Below are 12,867 nucleotides of genomic sequence, written 5' to 3' on the forward strand. Positions count from 1 at the left end.
CTGAAGTGCATAAAAAAGCCAGTTGAATGCTCAACTGGCTTTAATAAAAAACCGTCAACGTATTTTAGGACGGGTCATTGTATATGGCGATAAGTTGCTTTAACGGCTTGAAAGTTGTGTGGCTAAATGTGATCTTAACCCTAACTAGATAATGACTAAGTGATTGCTTATGAATAAATTTACTGTAATAGCTGCTGTTGCTGGGCTGCTTTTCATTGTTGCTGGCGGATTAGGTTTTTATAGTTTCATGCTGCATGCTGAATTGGCCCAATACAAAAAGTTGGGTGAATTAGAGTCTCTGCAGCAGTTTAGCCAAGAAAACTTTGATTTAACGGTTGAGAACAAAGATTTACGCCGCTCCATGACAAGGATTCAAAAAGGTTTTGCTGAATACCGAAAGCAGGAGCTACAGACCGCAGAGTTGCGCTCACAGCGTCGTGTTGAGACGGCGATCGCATCCTTTACGCCCATATCTGGGCCTTATGTGCTTGCGGCTATTGCCTCTCAGGAGCAGCATGAGTTGTGTGAATACACCCAAGGCCTGATTGAATTAGAGGCTGAGTTCTTTCAAAGTTCAGACCCTGCCGTTGTGATGCAACAAGATAAAATATGCGGCACCCATTTGGCGCGTAAACTCACGCCTTTATTTAAGTACCAAATGCTTAGGGTGAGGGCTGCTATGACCGGCTCATTAGAGCATTTGAGAATTGATGCCGAGAAGAAATTTGTAACGGCGAGGGAGCTGCTGTCTAAATGGCAGATTCCGGTTGAAAAAGAGTTAGATGCTTATACCCGCTTTTAGGGGCGTGAATCCGATAAATATTAGGGGGTTACGTCGTTTTTTCGTGTTTTTTTGTGGTGCAGGCCAATTGGTCTGTTTATTGCTTTAATTTTCATGGTCCAGCTGCTTCGGCGGAAGTAGTGACGTCAAGAGTATTGAGCTTATGCCCCGTGTAGCGTTGAGCAGATATGGTAAAAGTAAAAGCATTATAACTATTGTTGTGTGCTTCTTTTTGGTGCTTGATTGCACTGCTTTGGGCATAAATCTATTGATCACTAAGCAAGTTGATGCTGATGCGCTTGCTATCAATATAGCGGGCAGGCAGCGGATGTTGTCGCAAAGGATGACCAAAGTTTTATTGTTAATGTCTGATGAACAAATGGATTCAGCGGATTATAAAAAAGAGCTGGCCTATGTCTATAGACTATTTCGTTCGACGCTTAATGTGTTTGAGGCGGGGGGATTAGCGGTTGACGGACAGGGTAACAATAAGGCGTTTTCGGGATTAACCGATGCGGTGGCGTTAGCTTATGTGTCTGAAACGCAACACTTGATCGACGAGCTTGGCTTTTACGTGGAGAAAGTTTTAGAGAACCCCCAGGATGAAGCCGCTTTTAAGGCTGCTTTAGCGATGAGCAAGCGTAATAATTTAACGATACTGGACTTGATGAATGCATTAACCTTTCGTATTGAGCAGATGACGGCCGAAAAAACGATGAATCTGCGCTGGATTCAAACATTCGCTTTTGTATTAGCCTTATTGAACTTTGCCATTATTATCCGTCTATATAATAAGCGTACAAGCGAATCTGAAATGCTGATGCAGAGTTTTATGCATTTGGTTAACAATGCGGCGGCTTGTTTGATCGTATTGGATGCAAAAGGTCGTGTTCAGTTTGCCAATGAGATGGGGTTGGAGGTATTTGGTTACCCTGAGGATGTGCTGCTCACGTTGGCGTCGTCAGATCTTTTTAGAACAGAACATGGTGTTACGTATGCCATAACGGCCTCAGGTGAGGCGATAGAGATTGAGCTGATAGAGCGCAAGTTTGTATTGAATGGTAATGACTTTTTTATAGTAACGGTTAACGATATTAGTCATCATGCGGAGGAGCAGGCGCGTTTATCCTACCTTGCAAATCATGACTCCCTAACCGGACTGTGCAATAGGCGGGTTTTGCTAGACCGATTAAATAGTGAAGTGGCGCATGCTGAGCTTAGCGAAACAAAGGTGGGGCTGTTTTTTATTGACCTTGATAAGTTCAAGCCGGTGAATGACCTTTTGGGTCATGCAGTGGGTGATGTGCTGTTGAAAACCTTTGCTAATCGATTAAAAAATGCTGTGAGAGAATCAGATATTGTGGCTCGCTACGGCGGTGATGAGTTTGTTGTTCTGATGAGCAGTGTTAGTGATGAGGCGGCATTTCAGCGCTGTTATCAAACGATTGAAGAGATTTTTATTGAGCCGTTTGTTTGGGAAGGTAACAATGTCTTTTTGAGTTGTAGTATTGGCATGTCAATCTACCCGACGGACTCACATAATGCGCAGGGCCTTTTGTCGCTTGCGGATCAGCGGATGTATGCTTCAAAGAGGGAACGCTCTACGGCGGTCTGATCTTTGTGTAAGTTTATGGTTATTTTATTGGTTCAGAATTATAGATTCTGAATGGGTTCAGAGTTCAGTGAGAGTTGAGTTTATATATGAGCGTTACAGTGTTTCCTTATTTTCAACCCATTATCGAGACGGCCACAGGACGTATAGCCGGTTATGAGGCGTTGGCACGCATGGAAGACTCAGCTGGCAATGTTATTTCAGCGGGGGGGCTTTTTTCGGACCAAACCATTGATGTCAAAGAGCGTATAGAGCTGGATAGAGATGTACGTTTAAAAGCATTGCAGCAGCTGGAAAAGCTTCCGGATGACACTTATCTAAGCATTAATATCTCCCCTGAATGGTTACAATATTTAGAGTCACTCGATAATCTGCCTACGCTTGAGATGATTAAGTCGCTTGCCGCTGATAGCTCTAAAATTATTATCGAAATCACAGAATTAGATGGCGATCTGGAAGTTATTGAACGTTTAGTTGAGCGCTACCGTGAGCAGGGCTTTAGGGTGGCGATCGATGATTTTGGTACAGGTTTCTCTCAACTTGACCGTATTGCATTGTTAAAACCCGATATTATCAAGCTAGATATGACGTTGATAAAAAGCGGCGTGACTGACGATCGTCGATCTTCCATGATCCAAATGTTGGGTGAATTGGCCTCTAAGCTGGGTAGTAAAGTGCTTTGTGAGGGTGTGGAAACTGAGGAAGAGTATTATCTCGCATTAAGCTGTAATGCGGTCTACGTACAAGGTTTTCTATTTTCGCCTGCAACGGCCGAGATGCAGGCCCCTGAGAGCACTGTGGTCAAAGTGAAAAACCTGCTGAGTCACTACCGTGATCAAGCGATAGAGGCTACGTCACGTAGTCATTGGCGGGCTGAAAAAATTAAAGCAGAACTGATGTCGTTGCGTGAAGTATTACGTGCAGCAAATGATGATGGTGACCTAGAGCACTTTGTTGCTGCGGACCATCTACTGCGTTTTTATATTTGTGATCGCCTAGGTAATCAGATCTCCTCCAACTATGAAAATAGTGAGAAGGGCTGGATTAAAGACGATAGCCACAATGGCTACAACTGGAGCTGGCGTCCTTACTTCTTTGAATTGTTGGGCTCAACTGATACGCAAAACCGGCTGGTATTTTCTGAACCTTATCAAGATATCCATACGGGGCTTGGCGCACAGACGGCGGTCTTGTTTATTGATGACTCTCGGATTCTGTTGGCCGATTTAAGGGATGAGGCGCGTGACACCGACCTCTTTAGTCGCTTTAGTGCGATGCCTGCAGGCTGGATTCCTGAGATTGATTAGCCGCTTGTCAGCGGTATTAAGGTGTAAGCTCTTTCAGTAGTAGTGTATAGGCTTTGTCTTTTTTCTCTATCTGTTTGAGCTTAATGATTTGATAATCCAGTTCTGGGGCGAACCATATATAGGTTTGTCTTGGGCTGTCCTTTTCGCGCACACGTTTCACCCTAATGGCTTCATAAGCGCCAATCGGTGCTTCAATAACTTCGTGTCCATCGACCCGGAATTTATACTCTTTTAAAATGCCTCCATCGGCGACCTGGTAGGTGAAGTCTTGTTTCCCGTCAGCAAGTTGCTGCTGTAGTAGCATTTGATAGCTTATTTTATCTTGTACTCCGGGCTCAACATCCATCTGCCATGGCTTGTCATTAACTTCATTTGTCACGCGGTTGTTGTCCCAATCAAAGCTGATTTCAGCGTTGCGTTTTTTACCAAAGACACTGCGTTTGAATGTGTAATGAATAGGGGATAGTTGTTCGTTATCCCAGCGGAAGAGGCTTTTCTCAAAGATACTGGCAAACATGGATGATGCTTTAGATTCGAACGTCCAGTTATTGTCAGGGGTTTGCTTAAGTTGACGTATTGTGTCCCCACTGACCGAAATAGGGCCGTCCCAATCCAGTTCGTAGGATGCAGTAAAGGGTTTGAATACAGTGACTTCAGCGTGAAGAGGCGCTGCCCAGATAATAAGAGAGGTCAGTGAGATGATTGAACCTCTTAATAAAATGCTAGACATGCTTTTATCCTCTTAGTTTAGTGATTCCACTTGGTGGCCTTGGGGGGGGAGCGTATTGCCATCCATTACCACGCCATCTTGAGTCCACATTAACCTGTTAGCGCAGTAAAGCTCAACCGCAAGAGGGTATATTACATGCTCAATCGCATGGACCTTTTGCTGTAAGCTTTCTTCATTATCATCCACATCTATGCTGACTTTACCCTGAACAGCTAAGGGCCCGCCATCAAGCTCTTCGGAGACAAAATGTACAGTGCAGCCGTGTTCAGTATCACCGGCATCGATGGCCCGTTGATGTGTATGTAAGCCTTTATATTTAGGCAGTAGGGAGGGGTGGATGTTAAACATCCGTCCTTGATAATGACGCACGAATTCGGGTGTTAAAATGCGCATAAAACCCGCAAGCACAATAAGATCCGGATTGTACTGATCGATCTTTTCAATCATCGCTTGATCGAAATGATGGCGATCATCAAAATCAGTATGTTTTAAGGTGATTGCAGGAATATTGGCATTTTGGGCGCGCTGCAAGCCAAAGGCATCGGCCTTGTTGCTAAGGACAGCTTCGATACGGCCATTGATCTGACCTGTATCGATAGCGTCCATGATCGCTTGCAGATTGGAACCACTACCTGAAATCAGGACAACGATTCTTTTGCTCATAGGCTGGATTAAGCTCCCATGCCTGCAAGTTCAACCTGCTCTTCGCCGTCTTTCGCTTCTGCAATTGAGCCGATAACCCAGGCTGTTTCGTTGGCAGCGGCTAAAATTGAAAGGGCTTCCTCTTGTTTTTCAGCCGGTACGCAAATCACCATGCCTACACCGCAGTTAAACGTGCGATACATCTCAGTTGGTTCTACATTCCCTTTTTCTTGTAGCCATGTAAAAACAGGGGGGAGTGTCCACGAATCAGTATTGATAACTGCTTTAGCGTTATCCGGTAATACGCGAGGGATATTTTCAAGTAAGCCACCACCGGTAATATGGGATAGGGCATTTACTTGTGATTCTTTAATCAGTTTTAGCAGTGACTTAACGTAGATTCGCGTCGGTGCCATTAGCGCATCGGCCAGTGGTTTACCGTCAAGCTCAGCGGTTAACTCAGTGCCGCTAACCTCTAAGATCTTACGGATCAAAGAGTAGCCGTTTGAGTGGGGACCTGAAGAGGCTAAGCCGATCAGTACGTCACCTACTTTAACTTGGCTACCGTCGATGATGTCATCTTCTTCTACAACACCGGTACAGAAACCCGCTAAGTCGTAATCTTCGCCTTCATACATGCCTGGCATTTCAGCTGTCTCGCCACCGACTAACGCCGCACCTGCAAGTTCGCAGCCTTTGCCTATGCCTGTAACAACATCTGCGGCTGTATCAACGTTCAATTTGCCCGTTGCATAATAATCTAAGAAAAGTAGTGGCTCAGCACCCGCAACGATCAGATCATTGACACACATAGCGACTAAGTCGATGCCGATTGTGTCATGTTTGCCAAGGTCCATCGCTAAACGTAGTTTAGTACCGACGCCGTCAGTACCTGAAACAAGTACAGGTTTACGATAGCCTTCAGGGATACGGCATAGTGCGCCGAAACCACCTAAGCCTCCCATTACTTCGGGGCGGGCAGTGCTTTTTGCTACGCCTTTAATACGATCAACGAGGGCATTGCCAGCGTCGATATCGACACCCGCATCTTTATAGCTCAGTGAGCTGCTATCAGAACCAGTAGACATGGATCAGTTAACCTTTCATGTACAAGGGAAATATGGAAGAAAATAATTGCGCGTATTCTACCGTTTCTTAGGATTTAATACACTCATATCCTGATGCAAAATTAACAAAATGTCATAAGAAACCACCTAAAAAGCATTATCAGCTTGTGGTACAGTTACGCCATCTTCCTGTTTGCAAACTTTGAGGCAGCTTAATGGACGTATTGCGGACTTTTTGTACCACCTTGCTGATACTAACTTCTACGCTTATAACCCCTGCTGTCAATGCAGGTACGGTGAGTAAGCTTTATAGCGTGGAACTGCCGGTGAGTGTTGAGACGCAAGCCCCGACTGAGGCTCAAATTATCGAAGGCCTTACGCAGGTTTTGGTAAAAGTATCCGGTAAGCGGTCACTGAGCACCCACCCTGTTATTCGACAACAATTACTCACACCGGCGACATTTTTACAGCAATTTAGTTTTGCGAGCCAAGGTAGCGGTGCGGAAAAGGCGACAACCTTACTGTTGGATTATAATAGTGCGGCGGTTGATCATTTAATCACGCAAACCGGCGTTAAGCCCTTAGGTATACAGCGTCCTACCTTATTGGTCTGGTTGGTGTCTGACCTAGCGGGTTACCAAGATTTTTCAACCGTCGATAGTGATGAAATGAAAGTGTTGACGGCGGCGGCTAAGGGGCGGGGATTGCCTGTGCAGTTGCCTCTACTCGATTTAGCCGATCAAACAGCGATACAGGTGAGTGATGTTTGGGGATTGTTTGAGGATGCAGTACAAACCTCTTCCCAGCGTTATCGCCCTGATGCGGTATTGGCGGCTCGCTTGCAGCGGTCTACTTCTGGTATTGCTCAATTAGAGGGCATACTGTTAAAAGATAACCAAATTGAACGGGTGTCCTATTCGGGCAGTGTCGATGAGGTATTAACCCAGGTGGTTGATACGGTGGCGGATCAACTGTTTCATCCGGTGGTGAGCCATGACCTCAGTTACTTCCAATCGGGGATCGCCATCAATGTCAGTAACATCCACAGTTTACGAGACTATATACAGCTAACCGAATTTTTAACCTCGCTTCCGATTGTGAGTACGATTAAACCTGAGCGGGTGGCCAATGGTGATGTGACGCTTAGACTTGAGTTAGATGGAAGTGAGCAGCAGTTACAGCAAGCAATTGGGGTTGAGCCGCGTCTTCAGGCGAGAGATCAACAGCTCAATTCAAATGGGATTAAAACCTTGAACTATTATTGGCAAGGTTAATAAAGGATAAAGGAAGATGACGGAATCTCAGCGCTGGTTTTTTTTGATCGTTGCCTTAGTTTTTGCAGGTGTTATCTATCTGTTGGCACCGGTTTTGTCGCCTTTTTTGATCGGGGCGTTGTTGGCGTATCTGTCTGATCCTATTGCTGATCGCCTTGAGGCCGCGGGCTTATCACGGACTGTATCGGTTGTGATTGTCTTTATTGTCATGACGGGATTAGTTGCGCTGTTATTCCTTCTCTTTATTCCTCAGATCGGTTATCAGGTACAAACATTATTAGAACGCGTGCCTCAAGCACTTATCTTATTTGAAGAACAGATATTTCCTTGGATATTAGATACCTTTAGTTTGGATGCTTCCGTGTTTGATTTTGCTCACCTTAAACAGTTGTTGGTAGGGGACCTGCAAAAAACCGGTGATATTATGGCGCACCTTGTCGGAGGGATAACCAAGTCGGGCCTCGCGATTGTTGCATGGGTTGCGAACCTTGTTTTGATTCCGGTGGTGACTTTTTATCTGCTCCGGGATTGGGATGTGATGGTTGATAAAATCAAACACCTATTACCGCGTAATTTAGAGCCTAAAGTCTCTTTGTGGGCGTCAGAGTGCGATGAAGTTTTAGGCGCGTTTATGAAAGGGCAGTTACTGGTTATGTTAGCCCTTGCAATTGTTTATGCGTCGGGTTTATGGCTTGTAGGACTTGATCTGGCGCTATTGGTTGGTATGATCGCAGGCCTTGCTAGCATTGTTCCCTATATGGGATTTTTTATCGGTATAGCGGTCGCCGGTGTTGCGGCCTTTATGCAGTTCCAAGACCCGATGGTTCTAGCGTTTGTTGGCGCGGTCTTTATCGTTGGCCAGTTGTTGGAGGGGATGTTATTGACGCCACTCCTTGTTGGGGATCGTATAGGTCTTCACCCAGTGGCTGTTATCTTTGCCATCATGGCGGGCGGTCAATTGTTTGGCTTTGTTGGGGTGTTATTGGCCCTGCCGGTTGCGGCTGTAATTATGGTGTTGCTGCGCCATCTAAATGAAGGGTATAAAAGTAGTGCTTTATATGCCCATGAATCTTCGAGCGATCTTGAACAATCTGAATTTGTAACACATGACAACTGACCATCCATTTCAAATTCCATTATCCGTTGGCTTGCGCGACGATGCTCGCTTTGAAAATTTTTATGCTCAAGGCAATGAGTTGCTGTGCGCAAGCTTAAAGGCTACTGCTCACTCTGAAGGTGAGCAGTTTATTTATATTTGGGGTAATGAAGGGGTTGGTTGTACTCATTTATTGCAAGCGGTTTGTCATGAGGCTGATCCGGCTGGGCGAACCGCTGCCTACTTACCACTTGATGAGTTAAAGCATCTTGGTGGGGGTATTTTAGAGGGGATGGAATTCCTCGACCTTGTGTGTTTAGACAGCGTTGATGTGGTGGTTGGCGATACGCAGTGGGAGGAGGCCCTCTTCCACTTTTTTAATCGTATTCGTGAACAAGGTAATACCCTCATTATTGCGGCTGGGGCGGCACCTAGGTATTTGGGTGTTAAGCTGCCTGATCTGGCGTCTCGGCTTAGTTGGGGTATTGTTTTTCAGGTTCAAGCCTTAGATGATGATACTAAGATTAAAGCTATTCAGATGCGAGCTACCGCCAGAGGGCTTGAGTTTTCTGATGATGTTGCTCGCTACCTACTGCACCATGCCAGCCGTAACATGAATGATTTAGCATTATTGCTTGATACCTTAGATCAAGCCTCCCTGAGTGCTAAACGTAAAGTAACCATTCCTTTTATTAAAGAAGTGACCGGTTTATAAATAAAGCACAGGGCGCGCGTTTAGCTTAGGGCTTTCTCCGTTTCTTACCGAATTAACAGCGAAGGGCGTTTAGACTTTTGCTGTTTGTCTACGCAAACTTCATATATTCCTTAACTCTTCACATATCTGTCATCATTTTTTGCAACTGCGTAATGCACAATAGAGTCCATTTTATTAGACGCTCTTATTGGGGGCTGTATGGCGAAGAATCATCTTTCTGAAAAGTTGCAGAAAAAGATAGATAAAGAAAAGGTCTTGGTTAAAGAGAATAATATTCGTTTTACCGTTACTCATCTTAGCCCTAAAGGCAAAGTGCTAGGCCGTGAATGGTATAAAGGTTTCATCGCGGTCACTGATAAGCGTTTAGTGCTGGTTTCAAATAGTGTGAAGTTTCTTAACCTAAAAGGCGGTGATGACCGCTTCTCGGCGGCGAAATTTATTGAAGATAATGTCGCATGCTTAGAGGTTGAGTATTTTAAAGAGACCCATAGCCACCGTAGTGTTGAGTTCCACATCTATACCGATAAAGTTGATAAGTTTTTAAAACAGATCGAAAAGCTCGCGTGATGTTCCTCTAGGCAGGCCATGCCTGCCTAGATTTTTGTTGTCCGCTCAGTTAACTTGCTTCCCTCCTTGATATCTCTACCTAACTCCCGCATTATTCCGCTTTTTATGGGGCTTAATGTGTACCAGATAATTGATCAAACAGAAGATTTTCTTGTGATTAATAAATCTCAGGGTATTAGTGTCCATAAAGACCAGAACGAAACCGGCTTAACTATGCAGTTGAAAGATGACCTCAAGCTAGAGGCCCTGTTTCTGGTGCACCGTTTGGATAAAGTCACATCGGGTATTTTGGTATTTGCTAAGCATGCGCAAGCGGCTTCGATCCTTTCGGCGCAATTTAGAGAGCGCCAAGTGACTAAATATTATTTGGCTATCTCCGCGAGGAAGCCCCGTAGAAAGCAGGGGGCGATTGTTGGTGATATGGCCAAAGCGAGACGGGGAAGTTGGAAGCTATTAAGCAGTAAAGAAAATCCGGCTAAAACCCAATTCTTTAGCACCTCATTAATGCCAGGTTTTCGTTTGTTTATTATTAAACCCTGTACGGGGAAAACGCATCAGATTCGTGTGGCGTTAAAAAGTGAAGGCGCACCGATTCTGGGGGATCAGCTGTATGGTGGCGTAGCCTCTGATCGTGTCTATCTACACGCGTTTGGGTTAGGTTTTAGCTACGATGATCAGCAGTATCATTATCAATGTTTACCTGATGAAGGTGAGCTATTTGGTGATGACTTTAAACGCGTGATGAACGATTTTTGTGGCTGTCCAGCAGACTTGAAATGGCCCAATATAACCAATAATTGAAGGTAAAAAAGATGAGTGATAGCGAACGTATTGAACGTGACTTTAATCTTCGTGATGAAGACGAAAGAAAAGCCTTTTTAGAAGAGACTTGGTGTGATAACTGCCAAGAGGTCAATTTAGGCATGAAAAATCCAGAAGAGTATGAGCAGAACGGTATTATCTTTGTCGAAGGTAAATGCTGTAAATGTGGGAATACTATTCTTACTGAGATCACGGACGAAGAGTTTTAAATTTACGTCTTATCTTATGGGTTATATCCATGGTTAACGCAGATCGGGGAAAGGTTGTTGTCCAGCGATTTTGAAAATAGATTTGGTGGTACACGTCGGCTCTATGGCACTGATGTGGTTGATATGTTCAACCGAGCACATGTGTGTGTCATTGGTATTGGCGGCGTTGGCTCGTGGGTGGCGGAAGCGCTTGCACGTACTGCGATTGGAACCATAACGCTTATCGACTTGGATGATATCTGCATTACGAATGTTAATCGTCAAATACATGCGTTAGATGGCAATATAGGTCGCTCTAAAGTTGAGGCAATGGCTGAACGGATAAAGCAGATTAATCCCGCGTGTCAGGTGCACGAGATTGATGACTTTATCACGCTTGAAAATATACCTGAGCTGATTACCAGCGAATTTGATTATGTTATTGATGCGATCGATAGCGTAAAAGAAAAAGCGGCGTTGATCTCCCATTGTAGCTATCGAAAAATCCCTATCATTACTGTAGGTGGTGCTGGGGGGCAAACGGATCCGACAAAGATTGAGATCTGTGATCTATCTAAAACAAGCCATGACCCTTTGGCGGCTAAGGTACGTTCTCTGCTACGTCGGCACTATCAGTTTAGTAAAAGCGGTCGGCGCTTTTCAGTGGATTGTGTTTTTTCCACGGAACAGTTGGTTTATCCGCAACCGGATGGGTCAGTTTGTGGGCAAAAAAGTATCAGTGATGGAAGTACGCGGCTAGATTGTTCTAGTGGTTTTGGTGCATCAACCTGTGTGACGGCAAGCTTTGGTTTTGCAGCGGTGGCCCGTGTATTGGAAAAAATGAAAAAGCGGTGGGAAAGGGCGCAGTGATGTTGCGTTTAATGGGGCTGTGGCAGCGGCTACCATCTAAGGTATACAGAAAAAAATAGCTTATGTTAAAAAAATCCCCTCATATAGAGGGGAAAAATGCGTTTACTCATAGCCTAGCCAGAGTGTAAGACGGGATGCAGCTGAGCCGAGCAGTACTCATAGAGTAGATGATGCTTGGGCTTCAGGCACAGGGCTATTATGTAATAGGTTTGTGCGCCGCAACATAAAACTTTTGGCGCGATTTTTCACGTAATACGGCTACTATAGTGTTAATCATATTGCCTATAGCGGTGCGATGAACCCCACATATTACTCGATAATTTGATCGCCACGTAAGCGGAACGGGTGCCAGGGGTAGGTGCCCATGATGCGAACTTCTTTTGCAAAAAAGTCGAGCTCTTGAAGCGCATACTTCATTGACCGCTCATCAGGGTGGCCTTCAACGTCAAGATGAAAGCTCGTGGCGGTCATCGTATCTGACGCCATATAACTTTCTAGCTTTAACATGTTTACACCGTTGGTTGAGAACCCGCCTAGCGCTTTATATAGCGCCGCTGGTATATTTCGCACGGTGAACATAATTGATGTCATAAACCGCACATCCGCTTTTAATTCCGGCATATGGCTGTCTCGCGCCAGAATCATAAAACGGGTGGTGTTGCCTGACTTATCTTGAAAGTTATCACGTAGGATCTTAAGGTCATACAGTTCAGCCGCCAGACTTGATGCAATTGCTGCAAGCCCTTTACTCGGGTTCTCGCTTAGCTCCGCTGCGGCACCGGCGGTGTCAAGGCTGGCAATTGGCTCAATCCCTAATTCCTCGATATTTCCATAGCATTGTGCGAGCGCTTGAGGGTGTGAGGCTACCGCTTTAATTTCACTCAGTTGACTGCCTTTCGGTGCAAGTAAACAGTGGTTTACGGGCTCGAAGTGTTCACCAACAATATGGAGTTTGGTTTTTGGCATTAAGCGATAAATCTCTTCCACTCGACCTGCGGTAGAGTTTTCCAGTGGGATCATTGCAAAACGCGCTTTTCCGCTATCCACCATAAACATAGCATCGGCAAAGGTATGACAGGCTTGTGCTTGTAGTTCAGGGTAGGCCTGACGGCAGGATAGGTGGGAATAAGCTCCCGGTACACCTTGATAGGCGATTATTGCTGGTAGATCGGTCATAGTATTTAATCTATTAATGC

At 45.1% G+C, this 12,867-nt stretch carries 14 protein-coding genes; 10 read left to right on the forward strand and 4 right to left on the reverse strand.

What is annotated here, in order from left to right; translation table 11 throughout:
• Positions 1-169: 169 nt before the first annotated feature.
• The 3 genes from A3773_RS10200 to A3773_RS10210 all read left to right on the forward strand — a co-directional run bounded on the left by A3773_RS10200 (position 170) and on the right by A3773_RS10210 (position 3,700).
• Positions 170-802, forward strand: coding sequence for a hypothetical protein (locus A3773_RS10200; RefSeq protein ID WP_067985664.1), 633 nt, complete (start codon positions 170-172; stop codon positions 800-802).
• 142 nt (positions 803-944) lie between these two features.
• Positions 945-2,396: a diguanylate cyclase domain-containing protein gene (locus tag A3773_RS10205; protein ID WP_067985666.1), complete on the forward strand. Its 1,452-nt coding sequence runs from the start codon at positions 945-947 to the stop codon at positions 2,394-2,396.
• A gap of 86 nt (positions 2,397-2,482) precedes the next feature.
• Positions 2,483-3,700 (forward strand): EAL domain-containing protein, encoded by a 1,218-nt coding sequence (locus A3773_RS10210; protein WP_067985667.1) that lies wholly within the window; start codon positions 2,483-2,485, stop codon positions 3,698-3,700.
• A gap of 16 nt (positions 3,701-3,716) precedes the next feature.
• Here A3773_RS10210 and A3773_RS10215 read toward each other — a convergent pair whose 3' ends face one another.
• From A3773_RS10215 to purM, 3 genes are read right to left on the reverse strand one after another with little or no spacing between them, the layout of a single operon-like run.
• Positions 3,717-4,430 carry a DUF3108 domain-containing protein gene (locus A3773_RS10215; protein ID WP_067985668.1) on the reverse strand — a complete coding sequence of 238 codons (714 nt, stop codon included), beginning with the start codon at positions 4,428-4,430 and terminating at the stop codon, positions 3,717-3,719.
• A gap of 12 nt (positions 4,431-4,442) precedes the next feature.
• Positions 4,443-5,093 carry a phosphoribosylglycinamide formyltransferase gene (gene purN, locus A3773_RS10220; protein ID WP_067985669.1) on the reverse strand — a complete coding sequence of 217 codons (651 nt, stop codon included), beginning with the start codon at positions 5,091-5,093 and terminating at the stop codon, positions 4,443-4,445.
• An 8-nt stretch (positions 5,094-5,101) separates the two neighbouring features.
• Positions 5,102-6,160 (reverse strand): phosphoribosylformylglycinamidine cyclo-ligase, encoded by a 1,059-nt coding sequence (gene purM, locus A3773_RS10225; RefSeq protein ID WP_067985670.1) that lies wholly within the window; start codon positions 6,158-6,160, stop codon positions 5,102-5,104.
• 275 nt (positions 6,161-6,435) lie between these two features.
• Between purM and A3773_RS10230 the strand changes: the two genes are divergently transcribed.
• The 7 genes from A3773_RS10230 (at position 6,436) to tcdA (ending at position 11,671) form a co-directional block, all read left to right on the forward strand.
• Complete coding sequence (locus A3773_RS10230; protein ID WP_231902187.1) at positions 6,436-7,413, forward strand: DUF2066 domain-containing protein; 978 nt, start codon at positions 6,436-6,438, stop codon at positions 7,411-7,413.
• Between the two features lie 16 nt (positions 7,414-7,429).
• On the forward strand, positions 7,430-8,530 hold the full coding sequence (locus A3773_RS10235; RefSeq protein WP_067985674.1) for an AI-2E family transporter: 1,101 nt from the start codon (positions 7,430-7,432) through the stop codon (positions 8,528-8,530).
• The gene (gene hda / locus A3773_RS10240) at positions 8,520-9,224 is read left to right on the forward strand and encodes a DnaA regulatory inactivator Hda (protein ID WP_067985676.1); all 705 of its coding nucleotides are present in this window, start codon (positions 8,520-8,522) and stop codon (positions 9,222-9,224) included. The genes A3773_RS10235 and hda overlap by 11 nt, the downstream gene beginning before the upstream one ends.
• Before the next feature lie 198 nt (positions 9,225-9,422).
• Positions 9,423-9,791, forward strand: a complete 369-nt coding sequence (locus tag A3773_RS10245; RefSeq protein WP_067985678.1) for a hypothetical protein — start codon at positions 9,423-9,425, stop codon at positions 9,789-9,791.
• 117 nt (positions 9,792-9,908) lie between these two features.
• Positions 9,909-10,592, forward strand: coding sequence for a TIGR01621 family pseudouridine synthase (locus tag A3773_RS10250; RefSeq protein WP_067985679.1), 684 nt, complete (start codon positions 9,909-9,911; stop codon positions 10,590-10,592).
• Positions 10,593-10,603: 11 nt separating this feature from the next.
• Complete coding sequence (locus A3773_RS10255) at positions 10,604-10,822, forward strand: hypothetical protein (protein WP_067985680.1); 219 nt, start codon at positions 10,604-10,606, stop codon at positions 10,820-10,822.
• Positions 10,823-10,879: 57 nt separating this feature from the next.
• Positions 10,880-11,671 carry a tRNA cyclic N6-threonylcarbamoyladenosine(37) synthase TcdA gene (gene tcdA, locus A3773_RS10260; RefSeq protein WP_082800600.1) on the forward strand — a complete coding sequence of 264 codons (792 nt, stop codon included), beginning with the start codon at positions 10,880-10,882 and terminating at the stop codon, positions 11,669-11,671.
• Positions 11,672-11,980: 309 nt separating this feature from the next.
• Here tcdA and A3773_RS10265 read toward each other — a convergent pair whose 3' ends face one another.
• Positions 11,981-12,847: a prephenate dehydratase gene (locus A3773_RS10265; protein WP_067985682.1), complete on the reverse strand. Its 867-nt coding sequence runs from the start codon at positions 12,845-12,847 to the stop codon at positions 11,981-11,983.
• Between the last annotated feature and the right edge of the window lie 20 nt (positions 12,848-12,867).

Origin of the sequence: Neptuniibacter pectenicola (assembly GCF_001597735.1) — a bacterium.
GTDB classification, from domain to species: domain Bacteria; phylum Pseudomonadota; class Gammaproteobacteria; order Pseudomonadales; family Balneatricaceae; genus Neptuniibacter; species Neptuniibacter pectenicola.

Coding starts and splice junctions, on each gene's coding strand:
- A3773_RS10235 (WP_067985674.1), top strand. CDS start 7,430: ATGACGGAATCTCAGCGCTGGTTTTTTTTGATCGTTGCCTTAGTTTTT.
- purM (WP_067985670.1), bottom strand. CDS start 6,160: ATGTCTACTGGTTCTGATAGCAGCTCACTGAGCTATAAAGATGCGGGT.
- hda (WP_067985676.1), top strand. CDS start 8,520: ATGACAACTGACCATCCATTTCAAATTCCATTATCCGTTGGCTTGCGC.
- A3773_RS10200 (WP_067985664.1), top strand. CDS start 170: ATGAATAAATTTACTGTAATAGCTGCTGTTGCTGGGCTGCTTTTCATT.
- A3773_RS10255 (WP_067985680.1), top strand. CDS start 10,604: ATGAGTGATAGCGAACGTATTGAACGTGACTTTAATCTTCGTGATGAA.
- A3773_RS10210 (WP_067985667.1), top strand. CDS start 2,483: ATGAGCGTTACAGTGTTTCCTTATTTTCAACCCATTATCGAGACGGCC.
- A3773_RS10265 (WP_067985682.1), bottom strand. CDS start 12,847: ATGACCGATCTACCAGCAATAATCGCCTATCAAGGTGTACCGGGAGCT.
- A3773_RS10245 (WP_067985678.1), top strand. CDS start 9,423: ATGGCGAAGAATCATCTTTCTGAAAAGTTGCAGAAAAAGATAGATAAA.
- A3773_RS10215 (WP_067985668.1), bottom strand. CDS start 4,430: ATGTCTAGCATTTTATTAAGAGGTTCAATCATCTCACTGACCTCTCTT.
- purN (WP_067985669.1), bottom strand. CDS start 5,093: ATGAGCAAAAGAATCGTTGTCCTGATTTCAGGTAGTGGTTCCAATCTG.
- A3773_RS10205 (WP_067985666.1), top strand. CDS start 945: ATGCCCCGTGTAGCGTTGAGCAGATATGGTAAAAGTAAAAGCATTATA.